The organism is Rivibacter subsaxonicus (assembly GCF_004217215.1).
Lineage (GTDB): Bacteria > Pseudomonadota > Gammaproteobacteria > Burkholderiales > Burkholderiaceae_C > Rivibacter > Rivibacter subsaxonicus.
In genome coordinates this window covers 500,585-517,063 of sequence record NZ_SHKP01000006.1, presented here as the reverse complement: position 1 = coordinate 517,063, position 16,479 = coordinate 500,585, and the positions used below count along the sequence as shown (strand labels likewise).

10 protein-coding genes and 1 tRNA gene are annotated in these 16,479 nt (G+C 72.0%); 4 read left to right on the top strand and 7 right to left on the bottom strand.

Annotated features, from left to right (window positions below):
- Positions 1-10: 10 nt before the first annotated feature.
- The 5 genes from clpP to EV670_RS12310 form a co-directional block, all read right to left on the bottom strand.
- The gene (clpP, locus tag EV670_RS12330; RefSeq protein WP_130432470.1) at positions 11-619 is read right to left on the bottom strand and encodes an ATP-dependent Clp endopeptidase proteolytic subunit ClpP; all 609 of its coding nucleotides are present in this window, start codon (positions 617-619) and stop codon (positions 11-13) included.
- A 133-nt stretch (positions 620-752) separates the two neighbouring features.
- The gene (tig, locus tag EV670_RS12325) at positions 753-2,063 is read right to left on the bottom strand and encodes a trigger factor (protein ID WP_130432468.1); all 1,311 of its coding nucleotides are present in this window, start codon (positions 2,061-2,063) and stop codon (positions 753-755) included.
- A gap of 69 nt (positions 2,064-2,132) precedes the next feature.
- A tRNA-Leu gene (locus EV670_RS12320) sits at positions 2,133-2,219 on the bottom strand.
- 78 nt (positions 2,220-2,297) lie between these two features.
- Complete coding sequence (locus tag EV670_RS12315; RefSeq protein WP_130432466.1) at positions 2,298-5,495, bottom strand: efflux RND transporter permease subunit; 3,198 nt, start codon at positions 5,493-5,495, stop codon at positions 2,298-2,300.
- A gap of 13 nt (positions 5,496-5,508) precedes the next feature.
- Positions 5,509-6,705: an efflux RND transporter periplasmic adaptor subunit gene (locus tag EV670_RS12310; RefSeq protein ID WP_130432464.1), complete on the bottom strand. Its 1,197-nt coding sequence runs from the start codon at positions 6,703-6,705 to the stop codon at positions 5,509-5,511.
- Between the two features lie 209 nt (positions 6,706-6,914).
- Here EV670_RS12310 and hpnC point away from each other — a divergent pair, with 209 nt between their 5' ends.
- The 3 genes from hpnC (at position 6,915) to hpnE (ending at position 10,024) form a co-directional block, all read left to right on the top strand.
- A complete protein-coding gene (hpnC, locus tag EV670_RS12305; RefSeq protein ID WP_242616938.1) occupies positions 6,915-7,781 on the top strand; it encodes a squalene synthase HpnC in 867 nt (288 codons plus the stop codon).
- A 67-nt stretch (positions 7,782-7,848) separates the two neighbouring features.
- Complete coding sequence (gene hpnD / locus EV670_RS12300; RefSeq protein ID WP_130432847.1) at positions 7,849-8,712, top strand: presqualene diphosphate synthase HpnD; 864 nt, start codon at positions 7,849-7,851, stop codon at positions 8,710-8,712.
- Positions 8,702-10,024 carry a hydroxysqualene dehydroxylase HpnE gene (gene hpnE, locus EV670_RS12295; protein WP_130432460.1) on the top strand — a complete coding sequence of 441 codons (1,323 nt, stop codon included), beginning with the start codon at positions 8,702-8,704 and terminating at the stop codon, positions 10,022-10,024. The genes hpnD and hpnE overlap by 11 nt, the downstream gene beginning before the upstream one ends.
- A gap of 7 nt (positions 10,025-10,031) precedes the next feature.
- Here hpnE and EV670_RS12290 read toward each other — a convergent pair whose 3' ends face one another.
- Entirely contained in the window at positions 10,032-13,340 is a 3,309-nt protein-coding gene (locus EV670_RS12290; protein WP_130432458.1) for a UvrD-helicase domain-containing protein, read from the bottom strand.
- Positions 13,337-16,000: a PD-(D/E)XK nuclease family protein gene (locus EV670_RS12285; protein WP_130432456.1), complete on the bottom strand. Its 2,664-nt coding sequence runs from the start codon at positions 15,998-16,000 to the stop codon at positions 13,337-13,339. Before EV670_RS12285 ends, EV670_RS12290 begins: the two co-directional genes overlap by 4 nt.
- Before the next feature lie 112 nt (positions 16,001-16,112).
- Between EV670_RS12285 and trxA the strand changes: the two genes are divergently transcribed.
- A complete protein-coding gene (gene trxA, locus EV670_RS12280; RefSeq protein WP_130432454.1) occupies positions 16,113-16,442 on the top strand; it encodes a thioredoxin TrxA in 330 nt (109 codons plus the stop codon).
- Positions 16,443-16,479: the final 37 nt, after the last annotated feature.

Genomic DNA, 16,479 nt, shown 5'->3' with positions numbered 1-16,479 from the left:
GAAAGCCGTCTCAGCCGCGTTGGCTGATCACCTGATCAACCAGTCCGTAGCCGCGCGCCTCCTCGGCCGACATGAAGTAGTCGCGCTCGGAGTCGGCCTTGATCTTGTCGAGCGACTGTCCTGTGCGCTCGGCCAGGATGCCGTTGAGCTGCTCGCGCAGCTTGAGGATCTCGCGCGCCTGGATCTCGATGTCCGTGGCCTGGCCCTGGGCGCCGCCCGAGGGCTGGTGAATCATGATGCGGGAGTTCGGCAGCGCAAGCCGCTTGCCCTTGGCGCCGGCGGCCAGCAGGAAGGCGCCCATGCTCGCCGCCATGCCCATGCACATCGTCGAGACGTCGGGCTTGATGAAGTTCATCGTGTCGAAGATCGACAGCCCGGCGCTCACCGAGCCGCCCGGCGAGTTGATGTAGAGGAACACGTCCTTGTCGGGGTTCTCGCTCTCGAGGAACAGCAGTTGCGCGACCACCAGGTTCGCGACCTGGTCGTTGACCGGGCCGACCAGGAAGATGATCCGCTCGCGCAGCAGCCGCGAGTAGATGTCGTAGGAGCGCTCGCCACGCCCCGACTGTTCGATGACGATGGGCACCATGCCCAGGTTCTGCGTGTCCAGCGCGCTCATGGCTTGTTCCGTGAAGTGAAGGCTTCGGGTAGATGTGGGTGGATCATACGAGCACAAGAAGCCCTCGCCGCCACAAGCACAAAGGCGCCGGCCTTGCGGCACGGCGCCCCTGCTGTCCTGGCCGCGGGCCGGATCAGGCGGCCTGCATCAGCTCGTCGAAGGCGACCGCCTTCTCGCTGACCTTGGCCCGGCCGAGCACGAACTCGGTGACGTTGTTCTCGATCACCACCGCCTCGACCTCGGCCAGGCGCTGCTGGTCGCCGAAGTACCAGCGCTTGACCTCTTCGGGCTTCTCGTAGCTCTGAGCGAGTTCCTCGATGTGGGCCGTGATCTGCTCGGGCTTGGCCTGCAGGTTGTTGCCACGCACCAGTTCGGCCACCACCAGGCCCAGGCGCACGCGCTTCTCGGCCTGCGGCTGGAACATCTCGGTCGGGATCGGCGCCTTGTCGGCGTCCTTGACGCCGCGCTGCTTGAGGTCGGCGCGGGCCTGCTCGACCATGCGGCTGACCTCGTTGCTGACCAGCGCCTTCGGCAGTTCGAGTTCGGCGGCGCCGACCAGCGCGTCCATCACCGCCGCCTTGTTGCGCGCGATGACGCGGAAGCGAACCTCGCGCTCGAGGTTCTTGCGGACGTCGGCGCGCAGGCCCTCGACCGTGGCGTCGGCGATGCCGAGCGACTTGGCAAAGGCCTCGTTGACCTCGGGCAGGTGCTGGGCCTCGATCTTCTTGAGCGTGACCAGGAAGTCGGCTTCCTTGCCGGCCACGTCCTTGCCGTGGTAGTCCTCGGGGAAGGCGAGCGGGAAGGTCTTGCTCTCGCCACTCTTCATGCCGCGCACGGCCTTCTCGAAGGCCTCGAGCATGCGACCTTCGCCGAGGATGAACTGGAAGCCCTGGGCGCTGCCGCCCTCGAAGGGTGTGCCGTCGAGCTTGCCCTCGAAGTCGATCGTCACGCGGTCGCCATCGGCGGCCGGCTCGCTGGCCGCGCGCTGGGCGAAGGTGCGACGCTGCTTGCGCAGGATGTCGAGCGTCTTGTCGATCGCCTCGTCGGTCACCTCGCTGGTGGCGCGCTCGATCGAGACGTCGGCCAGGTCGGCGATCTTGACTTCGGGGTAGACCTCGAAGGTGGCGTCGAAGGCCAGTTGGCCCTCGGGCGCGCCGTCCTTCTCGCTGATGCGCGGCATGCCGGCCACGCGCAGCTGGGCCTCGTTGGCCGACTGCGCGAAGGCCTCGCCGACCTTGTCGTTCATGACCTCGTACTGCACCGAGTAGCCGTAGCGCTGCGCGACGACCGACATCGGCACCTTGCCGGGGCGGAAGCCGTCGGCCTTGACGGTCTTGGCCAGGCGCTTCAGGCGCTGCTCGACCTCGTTGCGAATGGTGTCGGCCGACAGCGTCAGCGTGATGCGACGTTCGAGCTTCTCGAGGGTTTCCACAGTGACAGCCATGATTGCTTCTCTCTAGCGTGCTGGGCGTTGCCAGGCGTTGTAGTACGGGCGACCGGGTGAGGTGGACCGTGGTGCGCGGGGCGGGACTCGAACCCGCACACCATTGCTGGCGTCAGGACCTAAACCTGGTGCGTCTACCAATTTCGCCACCCGCGCGAATGAAGCGGCCGCCCGCAGGCGACCGCGGCAGTTCATCGAACCCGCCATTTTAGCCGGGCTCGCGACCTCCCCCGTTCAGGCCGGCGTGAAGCCTTGCCGAAGTGGGCCACCAACCGGCTCGCTGGCGGGCTCGCGCCGCACCCTGAACCACGCCGCGTACATCGCCGGCAGCGCCAGCAGCGTCAGCGCGGTGGCGACGATCAGGCCGCCCATGATTGCCACCGCCATCGGACCCCAGAACACGCTGCGAGAGAGCGGGATCATCGCCAGCACCGCCGCCGCCGCGGTCAGCGTGATCGGCCTGAAACGCCGCACGGCCGCCTCGACGATCGCGTCCCAGCTCGGCACGCCACGGGCCCGGTCATGCTCGATCTGGTCGATCAGGATGACGGAGTTGCGCATGATCATTCCCGACAGCGCGACCACGCCGAGCAGCGCGACGAAGCCGAAGGGCCGGCCGAGCAGCATCAGCGCGCCTGCCACGCCCATCAGGCCGAGCGGGCCGGTCAGGAACACCAGCACCGCGCGACTGAAGCTGTGCAACTGCAGCATCAGCAGCGTGAACATGATGAACAGCATCAATGGCGCGCCGGCGGCGATCGAGCCCTGGCCCTTGCTGCTTTCCTCCACCGCGCCGGCGATCTCGATCGTGTAGCCGGGCAGCATGCGGCCCTTGAGCGCCTGCAACTCGGGCCAGACCTGCGCCGTCACGGTGGCGCCCTGCAGGCCCTCGGCGACATCGCCCTGCACCGTCACCGCGTACTGGCGACCTTCGCGCCACAGCACGCCGGGCTCCCAGCCAAAGCCGATCTGCGCGATCTGAGTGATCGGGATCGAGCGGCCGCTGGCGGTCGGCAGGTAGGCGTTGCCGATGTCGCTGATCGCATTGCGCTCCTCCAGCGGCTGGCGCAGCACGATGTCGACCAGCCTGTCGCCCTCGCGGTACTGGCCGACCGTGGTGCCCGAGACGATGGTGCGCGAGGCCTGCGCGATCGACTGGCTCGAGACACCGAGCGCGCGCGCCTTGTCCTGGTCGACCTGCAGCCGCAGCACCTTGACCGACTCGTTCCAGTTGTCGTTGACCCCACGCATGTTGGGATTGGCGCGCAGCACCGCCTTGGCCTCGTCGGCATAGGCGCGGACCTGGGTTGCGTCGATGCCGGCCACGCGGAACTGCACCGGGTACGGCACCGGTGGCCCGTTCGGCAGCAGCTTGACGCGACCGCGCGCCTCCGGGAACTCCTCGGCCAGCAGCAACGGCAGGCGCTTGCGCAGTTCCTCGCGCGCGGCCAGATCCTTGGGCAGCAGGATCGATTGCGTGACGTTGGTCTGCGGGAAGATCTGGTCCAGCGGCAGGTAGAAGCGCGGCACGCCGGAGCCGACCCAGGTGCTGACGCTGTCGAGCCCGGGCTCCTTCATCATCCGCGCCTCGAAGCGCTTGGCCAGCGCCTCGCTCGACTCGAAGGCCGAGCCCTCGGGCAGCCACAGGTCGACGAGGATCTCGGGCCGGCTCGAATCGGGGAAGAACTGCTGCTGCACCTTGCCCATGCCGTAGATCCCGAGCGCAAAGCTCAGCACGGTGGCGCCGATCGTGATCCAGCGATGCTCGACGCACCAGTTCACGGTGCGCCGGAAGCGCTCGTAGAACGGCGTATCGAAGAGCTCGTGCGGGCCGGCATTCGGATCGTGCGGCTTGGCCTTGAGCAGCAAGGTGCCGAGGTAGGGCACGAAGTAGACCGAGACGAACCACGAGATCAGCAGCGCCGCGGTGGTGACCGCGAAGATCGCGAAGGTGTATTCGCCGGTCACCGACTTGGCCAGGCCGATCGGCAGGAAGCCGGCGGCGGTGATCAGGGTGCCGGTCAGCATCGGCATCGCGGTCAGCTCGTAGGCGAAGGTGGCCGCGCGCATCTTGTCATAGCCCTCCTCCATCTTGCGCACCATCATCTCGACCGCAATGATCGCGTCGTCGACCAGCAGGCCGAGCGCGATGATCAGCGCGCCGAGCGAGATCTTGTGCAGGCCCACGCCCCAGAAGTACATGACGACGAAGGTGATCGCCAGCACCAGCGGGATCGTGATCGCCACCACCAGGCCGGGGCGCACGTCGATGCGCAGCGGCCGCGTGTGAAGACCGAGCGCGATGAAGCTCACCGCCAGCACCACCGCGATCGCCTCGATCAGCACCTTGACGAACTCGCCGACCGAGCGCGAGACCGCCTTGGGCTGGTCCTGCAACTGGATCAGCTCGACGCCGGCCGGCAACTCATGGCGGATCTGTTCGGCCTTCTCGGTCAGCGAATGCCCGAGCCGGATGATGTCGCCGCCCTTGGCCATCGAGATGCCGATGCCGATCACGTCGCGGCCCTGGTGGCGCACCTTGGTCGCCGGCGGATCGACGTAGCCACGGGTGATGGTCGCGATGTCGGCCAGCCGCAGCGTCGAGCTGGCGCCGGTAGTCGCGTTGACGGCGCGGATCGGGAACGCACCCAGTTGCTCCACCGAGTTGAAGGCGCCGCCGACGCGAACCTGCATCGACTGCCCGCCCGCCGTCAGCACGCCGGCGCTCTCGACCGCGTTCTGCGCGCCGAGCTGGGCCAGCACCGCGTTGAGGTCGAGGCCGAGCTGGGCCAGGCGCTTCTGCGAGATCTCGACGAAGAGTTTTTCGTCCTGCACGCCGAACAGCTCGACCTTGGCCACGTCGGGCACCCGCAGCAGGCGCTGGCGCGCATCGTCGGCAAAGCGGCGCAACTCCTCCTGCGAGAAGCCGTCGGCCGATACGGCGTAGATCGTGCCGTAGACGTCGCCGAAGTCGTCGTTGAAGAAGGGGCCGATGACGCCCGGCGGCAAGGTGCCGCGCATGTCGGCCACCCGCTTGCGCACCTGGTACCAGGCCTCGGACACCTCCTTCGGCGGCGCGCTGTCCTTCAGCTGCATGATCGTGAAGGACTCGCCGGGCTTGGTGTAAGAGCGGATCTTGTCGGCGTGCGGCGCCTCCTGCAGCGTGCGCTCGATCTTGTCGGTCACCTGCTCGGCCACCTGCTGCGCGGTCGCGCCCGGCCAGTAGGCGCGCACCACCATCGCCCTGAAGGTGAACGGCGGATCCTCGTCCTGGCCGAGCTGGAAGTAGGCCGCGAAGCCCAGCACCATCAGAACCACCATCAGGTAGCGCGTCAGTTCCGGGTGTTCGAGCGCCCAGCGCGAGATGTTGAAACCCGAGGCAGGTACCTCGCCCGGAGCGCCGCCGTGGTCGGGCGTGGTGTTCGTCGTCATGCGCAGCTCCGACTCAGCGCGCCGCAGCGGCGACGCCCGCGCCGCCGGCTCCGCTGGCGCCATCGCGCACCGGGGTCGAGACCGAGCCGAGCGCCGCCGCCGCGCGATGCGGGTCGATGTAGCGCTTGACCGTCTGGCCCGGCGTCAGCACATGGGCACCGGCACTCACGACCTCCTGCCCCGGTCGCAGGCCGGCGGCAACCACCACCGCGTTGCCGTCGGCCGTGGCCACCTGCACCGGCTGCGGCTGTACCGTCATGCTCTTGTCGTCGAGCACCCAGACCGCGGTCTTGCCGCCGGTCTCGAACACCGCAGTCAGCGGCAGCTTGACGATGCCTTCGGTGCGCGGCACCTCGATCTTCACCGTCACCGTCTGGCCGAGTTGCAGGCCGGCGCCACGGGCCACATCGGCCTTGACGACGAAGGTGCGCGTGGTCGGATCGGCCGCCGCCGCGACCTCGCGCACCGTGGCCGCCACCGGCGCGCCGCCGCCCCAGGGCTGAACCTGCAGCGCGCCCTTGCTCCCCTCGAGCGAGCGGACGAAGGCCACCCTGTCCTCGGGCACCGTGAACACCACGTCGCGCGGGCCGTCGAGCGCGACGCGCACCACCGGCGCGCCAGCCGCGATCACCTGGCCCGGCTCGGCATCGACCGCCGTCACGACGCCGGCGGCGTCGGCCACCAGCGTGGCGTAAGCGGCCTGGTTGCCCTGCACCCCAGCCTGCGCCTGGGCCTGCTGGTAGGTCGCCTGGGCCGACTTCAGCGTCGCCTCGCGCCGCTCGAGTTCGGCCGCGCTGATGAAGTTCTGCTGGCGTAGGTCGGAGAAGCGCTTGAAATCGGCCTCGGCCAGTTCGAACTGGACCTTGGCGGCGTTGACGCCGGCGCGCGCCGATTCCTGCCCCAGCCTGAGGTCCTGCGGATCGATCTGGGCCAGCACCTGGCCGGCCTTGACGGTGTCACCCAGATCCACCGAGCGGCGCGTCATCTTGCCGCCGACCCGAAAGCCCAGGCGCGACTCGACCCGCGCCCGCACGTCGGCGGCGTACTCCATCACGCCGCCGGCGCTGTCGGTGCCGACCGTCAGCGTGCGCACCGCGCGCACCGGCTCGGGTGCGGGCGCCGGCCGCGAACAGGCGGCGAGCGCGATGGCCCCGCTGACAACCATCACCGCAAGAGCGGCGCGCGAAACGGGAAGTGCGGGGTGCTTCATCGGACCACCAGGGCTGCGGCTCGCGTCGGGGGCTAGGAGAGGCCACGCGACATCGAGCCAAAATAAATGACTGACTGGTCAGTAATATATTCAGCGGCAGGCCGGCGTGTCAAATGCCACGTCGCCTCGAAGGAAGAAATAGTTCATTGCGCGGCGCACGCACAATGCGCCGCCCCATCCCCGCATCCGCTCGTGCCGCAAGCCCCTCGATGAGCCCAGCCTCCGGCGTCGGCCACTACGAAAACTTCCCCGTCGCCTCGTGGCTGTGCCCGTGCGCGCTGCGGCCGGCGGTGGTCGCAATCTACGGCTTTGCGCGCACCGCCGACGACATCGCCGACGAAGGCGGTGCCAGCCCCGAGCAGCGCCGCGCCGATCTGCAGGCCTATCGCACCGAGTTGCATCGGGTGGCTGCCGGCGCCGCGCCGGCGCCGCGCTGGGCCAGCGTCTTTGCGCCACTGCAGCGCGCGATCGATGCTCACGCGCTGCCGCTCGCGCTGCTCAACGACCTGCTCGACGCCTTCCTGCAGGACACCGCCGTCCAGCGCTACGCCGACCGCGCGACGCTGCTCGACTACTGCCGTCGCTCGGCCAATCCGGTCGGTCGGCTGTTGCTGCACCTGTACCGGCCGCTGGCGCCGATCGCCGGCAGCGAGACCGCGCTGGCGCAGTCGGACGCGATCTGCACCGCGCTGCAATTGATCAACTTCTGGCAGGACCCGAGCCTCGACCACGCGCGCGGTCGCATCTACCTGCCGCAGGAGGCCTGGGCCCGTCATGGCGTCGACGAGGCAACGCTGCTGGCGCGCAGCGACAGCGCCGCCACCCAGGCCCTGATCGCCGACGAATGCCGCCAGGCGCGCGAACTCATGCTGCAGGGCGCGCCACTGGCGCTGGCCCTGCCCGGGCGCCTGGGCTGGGAACTGCGCGGCGTGGTGCAGGGCGGCCTGCGCATCCTCGACCGCATCGCAGCACTCGACCACGCCACGCTGTCGCAACGACCCAGCCTCGGCGCCACCGACTGGCCGCTGATCGCGTGGCGTGCACTGCTGATGCCCGGTATCCCGCGCCAGACGTGATGCCGATGCGAGAATGCGCCCGCCCCAGCCCGCCACCGCCATGCCCGCCATGCCCTCCTCCGCCGCGATGAGCCCCGAGCAATACGTGCAGGACAAGGCGGCCGCGAGCGGCTCGAGCTTCTACTACGCCTTCCTGTTCCTGCCGCCGCAGCGGCGGGCCGCGATCACCGCGTTCTACGCCTTCTGCCGCGAGGTCGACGACGTGGTCGACGAGGTCAGCGACCCCGGCGTCGCCGCGACCAAGCTGGCCTGGTGGCGCAACGAGGCAGTGGCCGCGTTCGACGGCCGGCCCAACCATCCGGTGACGCGGGCGCTGATGCCGCACGTGCAGCCCTTCGGCCTGCGCGCCGAGCAGTTGCTGTCGGTCATCGACGGCTGCGAGATGGACCTGCGCCAGAACCGCTACCTCGACGAGGTCGCGCTGCTGCGCTACTGCCACCTGGTGGCCGGCGTGGTCGGCGAGGTCTCGGCCTCGATCTTCGGCGCCGAGCCGGGACGGCCGGTCAGCGCCGAGACGGTGCGCTACGCCCACCTGCTCGGCCGTGCCTTCCAGCTCACCAACATCATCCGCGACGTCGGCGACGACGCCCGCCGCGGCCGCATCTACCTGCCGGTCAACGAGTTGCAGCGCTTCGACGTCAAGGCCGCCGAGTTGCTGAAGACCGCGGCGCCCTACGGCTACAGCGAACGCTTCGACGCGCTGATGAAGTTCCAGGCCGCACGCGCCCAGGCCGCCTACGACGAGGCGCTGGCACTGCTGCCGGCGGCCGAGCGGCGCGCCCAGCGCCCCGGCCTGATGATGGCGACGATCTACCGCACGCTGCTGGCCGAGATCGAGCGCGGCGGCTTCCAGGTGCTGCACCAGCGCGTGGCGCTGACGCCGATCCGCAAGCTCTGGCTGGCGTGGAAGACGAACTGGCGTGAGCGCTGAGTCGGGCGCGGCGTCCGGCGCGCGCGTCGCCGTCGTCGGTGCCGGCTGGGCCGGACTGGCGGCCGCCTGGCGCGCCACGACGCTGGGCCACGCGGTCACGCTCTACGAGATGGCACCGATGGCCGGCGGCCGGGCGCGCCGCTTGCCGACCGAGGCCTCTCCGCTGCCCGGTCTCGCACTCGACAACGGCCAGCACATCCTGATCGGCGCCTACACCGCCACGCTCGGGCTGCTGGCCGAACTCGGCGTCGACGAGCGGCGCGCGTTCAACCGACGACCGCTGGCGCTGGTCGATGCGCGGGGCCACGGCCTCGAGCTGCCGCCCGGGTCGGCGGTGCCGGCCTTCGTGCGCGGCGTGCTGGCCGCTCGTGGCTATTCGCTGCGCGAGCGCCTGGCGCTGCTGGCGGCGGCCGGCGGCTGGTTCATGCGCGGCTTTCGCTGCGATCCCAGGCTCACGGTGGCCGAGTTGACCGCGACGCTGCCGACCGCGCTGCGCGCTGGCCTTATCGATCCGCTGTGCGTGGCCGCGCTCAACACGCCGGCCCGGCTGGCCAGCGCCGCCGTCTTCCTGCGCGTGCTGCGCGACGCGCTGTTCGCCGGCCCCGGTGCGGCCGATCTGATGCTGCCGCGGGTCGACCTCGGCGCGCTGCTGCCCGACGCGGCGTCGCGGGCCCTGGCCGCGCGCGGCGCCATGCTGCGCAGCGGCCAGCGCGTGCAGGCGATCGAGCGTCACGCATCGGGCTGGCGCGTCGACGGCGAAGACTTCGACGCGGTGATCCTGGCCGCCAGCAGCGTCGAGTCCGCACGCCTGGCGCGCCCGCATGCGCCGGACTGGAGCACGACGGTCGAGGCGCTGCGCCACGAGCCGATCATCACCGTGCTGGTCCGTGCGCCACAGGCGCGGCTGGCGCAGCCGATGCTCGCGCTGGAGGACGGCCCCGGGCAGCCGGCGCAGTTCCTGTTCGACCTCGGACGCCTGCGCGACCCGGCGCTCGAACCCGCGGCCCAGGGCGTGCTGGCGGCCGTGATCAGTGGCGCCTCGGACTGGGTCGAGCGCGGACTCGACGCGACCGCACTCGTCGTGCAGTCGCAGTTGCAGTCTCAGCTCGAGCTGGCCGAACCGCCGACCCTGCTGCGCACCCTGTGCGAGAAGCGCGCGACCTTTCTCTGCACGCCGGGGCTGGCGCGCGCGCCGATGCTCGTCGCGCCCGGCCTGTGGGCCGCCGGCGATCACGTCGACGGGCCCTACCCGGCCACGATCGAAGGCGCGGTGCGATCCGGGCTCGCCGCGGCCCAGGCGATCTCGCGCTGAGCCGGCGTCAGGGCGCGTCGAGTTCGATGCAGCCGCCCTCGGCGGTCAGGAAGGCCGCGCGCACCTCGTCGTCCGGCTGCAAGGCCCGCACCGCGTCGCGGTAGCGCGCGAGTTGCTCGCACAGCGCCGGCACCGTGTGCGGCGCCGGATGCAGCTTGTGGTCGAGCACCCACCACTGCCGTCCCTGCGGCGTGTCGAAGGCCACCAGCCGGTCGATGCGCAGCGCCTGGCCCTGCCAGTGCAGCGGCAACTCGTTGTGCGCGGCGCGCAGTTGCGCGGCGTCGAAGAAGCGGCGCGTGGCCGACCCGTGCAGCACGCGCTGCGCGGCCATGCGCAGGCTCTCGATCTCGGCCTCGGCCGTGACGCCGAAGGCTTGCGCGGCGGCGGCCACCGCACGCTCGAGCCCCGCGCCGGGCGCCGGGCCCCACTCCAGCACCCGATGCAGCGCCGTGCCCAGGCGCGCCAGCGCCGCCTGCGGCTCGTCGACGCGGGCTTCGTCGACGCCGGGCCAGGCCGTGGCATCCGCCACCGGCAACTCGCGCAGCAGGATCGGCATCGCGGCCTCGGCGCGCGCCGGCGCCGCGACGTCCTGCGGCCGCGCCTGCACCTCCACGCCGGCGGCATCCAGCCGCGCCCATGCGTTGCGGCCGGGCGCCGCGCGATGGGCCGCGGTCGCGCTGAGCTGGAGCCACTGCTTGGCACGCGTCATCGCCACGTAGAGGCCGTTGAGCTCCTCGCGCAGGCGCGCCTGCAACTCGGACTCCAAGTCCGCCCGCAGCGACGGCGGGCAGCGCGCGGCCGACGCCAGGAAGGCCACGCTGCGCGGCGCCGCCGCGCCCGGTGGCCAGTCGACCAGCAGCGAGGCGCTGTCGCCCTGGCTGGCCTCGGGCTGGGTGTCGATCAGGAATACCGCCGCCGCCTCCAGGCCCTTGGCGCCATGCACCGTCAGCAGTTGGACCGCGTCGGCGTCGGCGCGACGCGGCAGCATCAACGGCCGCCGGCGCAGTTCGCGCACGAAGCGATAGGGCGTGAGCCGGCGCCCGCCGTCGAGCGCCAGCGACTGCGCCAGCAGCGCATCGATCGCCGCCAGCGCGTCGGCCCGCTGCAGCGGCGGCACCGCGGCGGCATAGCGCGCGCGCAGATCGCCCTCGGCAACGATGCGGTCGAGCAGGTCGTGCGGCGGCAGCACGCGCGCGGCCGCCTGCCAGCCGGCGAGCAGGCCGGCGGTGCGCCGCAGCGCGGCCTCCTCCAGCGGATCGAGGCCCGGCGGTGGCGGCTGATCGACCACCGCCGGCCACCAGTCGGCCGCGCGGCGCGCGCCGCTCTGCGCCAGCGCGATCAGCGCCGCGTCGCCGACGCCGAAGATCGGGCTCTTGAGCGCCTGTGCGAGCGACAGCGCATGCATCGGCGAGACCAGTGCATCGAGCAGCGCCAGCAGGTCGCGCACCTCGGGCGCGTCGAGCAGCGCGCGTTCCTCGGGCATCACGCAGGGCAGGCCACGCTCGCGCAGCGCCTGCGCCACGTGGCCGAGCGGCACCCGCTTGCGCGCCAGCACCATCACGTCCTTCGGACTCAGCCGCTCGCGCTGCAGCAGCGCATCGACCCCGGCGGCGACCGCCCGCGCCTCGATCATGCGCAGCGCCTCCTCGGCCGCTTCGCGTGGCTCCAGCAGCGTGTCGCGCCAGACCGGTAGCTCCTCGCCGCCACGCGCGCCCCGCGGCGGCCGTGGCACCGCCTCGATCAGCCGCACCGCGCCCGCCAGCTCGGGCCGGGCGCTGGTGTGCGGCCTGAAGCCTCCGTACTCGCCCTCGGCCTGGGCCTGGCCGAAGACCTCGTTGAGCGCCGCCAGCACGACCGGCGAATTGCGCCGCGTGTGGTCGCAGCTGAGCACGACGCCGTCGAGCGCCTGCACCACGAACTCGGCCGCGGCCGTGAACAGGCGCGGGTCGGCGCGGCGGAACCGGTAGATGCTCTGCTTGGGGTCGCCGACGATGAACACCGACGGCGGCCGCTGGCCGCTGGCGCCGCCGCCGGCGCCGGCGTAGCCCGCGAGCCAGGCCTCGAGCGTGCGCCACTGCAGCGGGCTGGTGTCCTGGAACTCGTCGATCAGCAGATGCCGCACGCGCGTGTCGAGCCGCTCCAGCACCCAGCCCGAGAGCACCGGGTCAGACAGCAGCGCCTCGGCACCGAGCTCGAGGTCGGCCATGTCGAGCAGCGCGCGCTCGCGCTTGAAGTCGCGCCATGCCTGGAGCAGGCAGCGCGACAAACGGGCCAGGCGCAGTTGCTCCTCATGGGCCGCCTGCTGGTCGATGGCGTCCTTGATGCGCCAAAGCGCTTCGACCACCGGCTCGACCGCGTCGCGCAGATCCTCGGCCTGCAGCGGCGCGCGCAGTTCGTCCTTCTTGGTGTGGATCGCCAGCCAGAGCGCATCGAAGCCCGGCACCGCATCACCGCTCGCGTCGAAGGCGGTCAAGGCCATCTCGATCTCGCGCGCCGCCTGCTGCGACTTGGCGCCTTTCTGCGCGCCGAGCCGCCGTGCCAGCACGGTCAAGGTGGCGCGCAGGCCGGGGTCAGCCAGGCGCAGACGCGGCTCGGAAAGACCGAGGAACTCCGGCCAGAGCTCGTGCGGCGGCGGCACGCTCGCATCCACCTGCCCGGCGGCGTCGGCACGCTCGAACTCGATGCGCTGGCCGAGCACCGCCTCCAGCCACTTGTTTGCTGTGAACCGCCCGCGCTGGCGGACCAGGGTCTCGAAGTCGGCGCGCAGCGCGGGATCGGCTGCCGCCGCCGTCAGGAACTCGCGCCACAGCGCCGGCAGCCATTCGTCCATCTGCTCGACCAGCCGCGGCTCGGCGCTCAGCCCGAGCGCATCGAGCACCGCCGATGGCGCCGCGCGCAGCAGCTGGCTGAACCAGCCGTGGAAGGTGCGGATCTCGACCGCGCGGGGCAGCGCCAGCAGTTCGCCCTCGAGTGCCGCCAGCCGCGGCGCCAGCGCGCGCGCCTCGGCCTCGCTGCAGCCGCGCAGGCGCAACTCGGCCATGCGCTTGCCGTCGTCGCACAGCGCGAACTCGCGCAGCCAGTCGTCGAGGCGCTCGCGCATCTCGCCGGCCGCCTTGCGGGTGAAGGTGATCGCCAGGATCTCCTGCGGCGCCACGCCGTCGAGCAGCGCGCGCAGGATGCGCGAGACCAGCATCCAGGTCTTGCCGGCGCCGGCGCAGGCCTCGACGACGACGCTGCGGCGCGGGTCGCAGGCGAGCGCGTAGAAGACCTCGGGTGCAACGACCTCGCCGTCGATGCGATAGGCGGCCGCGCTCACTCTTCGTCGCTCCAGTGGTCGCGCCGGCACAGGCCGCGCGCGTTGCAGTACTCGCAGGCCGCGCCCTCGCCCAGCGCCGGCAGCGGCGCGCCGGCACGCAAGCGCGTCCAGTCCTGCTGCAGGCCGGCGAGCAGCGCGTCGGCACTGAGATCGACCCGCGGATGCTCGACCGGCGCCAGCGCTGCGTCGCGCTTGAGCTCGAGCGGCAGGTACTGCGCCCTCACGCCACCGGCCGCGGCCGGATCGGCAAGCAGCGCGAGCAGCGCGTAGAAGGCCAGTTGCGTGTCTTCGAAGGGCTGGCGGACCGCCTCACGCTGGCGCCCGCCGCCACCGGCCTTGTAGTCGACGATGCGCAGGGCCCGGCCCTCGGCCGGCGGCGCCAGATCGAGGCGATCGACGCGGCCCTCCAGCGCTAGGCCGTCGAGTTCGGGAACCGCGGCGCGCAACTCGGCCTCGGTGCGCTCACCGACCTGCCAGCCGGCCGCCTCGTCCTGCGCCACTTGCGCCACGTAGGCCGGCGCCAGCGCCTCGAAGGCGGCCTCGAAGGGCAGGAACTGCGCGCCGTCGTGCGGCTGCAGCGCCAGTTCCTCGGCCGCGATCGCGCGCAACCGGGCCAGGTCCGCCGCCTCGCCCGCGCCGGTCTGGCGCTCGGCGTGGAAGCGCTGCAGCACGCGGTGCAGCCAGAGTCCGTGGTCGCGGGCGTCGACCTCGTCGTCGAGTTCCTCGTCGAGCCGCAGCCCCAGCATGCGCTCGGCGAAGAAGCGGTAGGGACAGGCCCGCAGCGCCTCGCAGGCGGTGGCGCTGATCGAGGCCGGCAGCAGCATCGGCGCGACCGGTTGCGGTCGCAGCCCCGGCGCGGGCTGCACGGTGCGCTCCTCGCGTTCGTCGGCGGCCTCGGCCCAGGCTCGGCCTGCCGCCAGCGCGGCGCGCTGCGCCAGGCGCAGCAGCGGGCTCGGCGCGAGCGGCGTCTCGCTGTCGGCGTGACGGTAGGAGAGCGTCAGACGCGGCGCGCGGAACAGCTGGCCGAAGGCACGCGCCTCGTCGGCACTGCGCCGGGCGGCAGCCGGCACGCCGAGCGCCTGCGCGGTCGACTCGCCCAGCAGCGGGTCCGCCGCGGGCCAGGCCCCGAGCCGGGTGGCGTCGGCCGCCGGGCAGACGATCGCAGCGAAGGGCCGCAGCAGCGCGCGCGCCAGCGGCGTGATGACGACCGGCGCCTGCGCCGGCGCCGCCGGCCTGAAGCTCGATTGCTCGAGCACCGCGTCGACCCAGGCGGCGAACTCGTCGGCCGACAGGCGCGCTTCGAGGGCCTCGGGCCCGGCCTGCGCCGGGCCGCCCAGGCGCAAGGCCACCAGGACCTGGGCACCGGCGGCGTCGTCCTGCAGCGGCTGCCACTGACCGGCGGCCTGCAGCGAGGCGCGCAGTTGCTGCAGCCAGAGTGCCACCGGTCGCGTGCGACCACCCTCCATGAGGCGGTCGCGCGCCTGAACGAAATGCAGCCATGCCGCGGCGGCCTGGTCGGCCAACTCGAGCCGCTCGATCTGCATCACGCGGGTCGTGCCGGCACGCCGCAAGGCTCGCTCGAGCACGTCGGCATCGTCCCAGCCGCCGGGCGCCGACTTGAGCGCATCGAGCAGGGTGTCGGTGTCGGCACGCGGGTTCAGGGTCGCCGCCAGCCAGAGGGAGAGCGCGGCGCCGGCACGGGTGGTGGACAGCCGCCAGCCGGTCTCGTCGGCGATCGGCACCCGGGCGCGCTCGAGCAGCGCCCGCACCCGGCGCAGCAGTTCGCGGTCCTGGGCGACCAGCGCCACCGGCTGCTCGCCGCGCCGCAGGTGGGCGAGCACGGTGGCGGCGGCGTGCTGCGCCTCGTCCTCCTCGTCCCGGCAGACGGCAAGCCGCACCGCCGCCGGCGTCCCGGCGCTGGAGGCCGGATCGAAGTCGGCGTCCAGCCGCAGCACCGGCCGATCGAGGCCGACCCGGTCGGCCAGGGCCGCGGCCAGCGGCTCGACGCCGCCGAGTTGCAGCACGACGAGCCCCTGGCAGTCGGCGCTGTCGGCAAAGCGCCACAGCGCGGCCTCGGCCCCATCGTCGGTGCTCAGCGACCACTCGAGGGCGACCCGCGCGAGGCCGCGCTCGAGCTGGTCGGGCGCGCCGGGCAGCGCGGCGCTGCACGCGCGCGCAGTCTCGAGCCAGTCCGCCTGCAGCCGCGGGTCGACGCCAAGGCGAGCTCGCGCCAGCGCCTGCGCGCTGGCGACCAGCCGCGCGCAGGCGAGTTCGAAGCCGCGCCGGTCCTCGCGCGGCCAGGCCGGTCGGGCCTCGCGCAGCAGCCGGTCGGCCTGCAGCCGGTCCAGCGCGGCATCGAAGCGCAGGGCCCCGGCGGTCGGACTCGACGGCGGCGCGAGCCGCGCGGCCAGGGTCTGCGTGGTCTCGAAGGCGGGAGGCCAGCGCACGGCCCCGCGCTCGGCGCGCGCCGCCCAGGCCTGGCGCGCCAGTGGCAGCAGGTAGGCATGGGGCAGCAGCACGACGACCCGGCGCGCGTCGAGCCGGTGAAGGTCGAGCAGGGCCTCGATCGACGCCGCGACGCCGTCCCAGCAGCCGGCGACGTCGAGCGCCGGCGCCAGCGCCGCGCTCACCCCTGCCGTCGACGCGGGTCTGGCCGGCATGGGGTCGGGCCCCCTTGTGTCAGAATTTTGCAAAGCGGGAAGATTGTGCCGTGCGTTCGCAAGGGCGACGCGCAGGCAGCAAGCCACCGCAGCCCGCAAAGGATCTCCACCCATGGCCAGCGAACTGATCAAGCATGTTTCCGACGCGTCCTTCGACAGCGACGTCCTCAAGTCCGGCACGCCGGTGCTGGTCGACTACTGGGCCGAGTGGTGCGGTCCCTGCAAGATGATCGCGCCGATCCTCGACGACGTGGCCGGCGAGTACCAGGGCAAGCTGCAGATCGCCAAGATGAACGTCGACGAGAACCGTGACGTGCCGGCCAAGTTCGGGATCCGCGGCATCCCGACCCTGATGCTGTTCAAGGACGGCCAGTTGGCCGCGACCAAGGTCGGCGCGCTGTCGAAGGCGCAGTTGACCGACTTCCTCAAGAGCCACCTATAATTCATCGCTAACGGACACCGGGCGGCAGACACAAGCT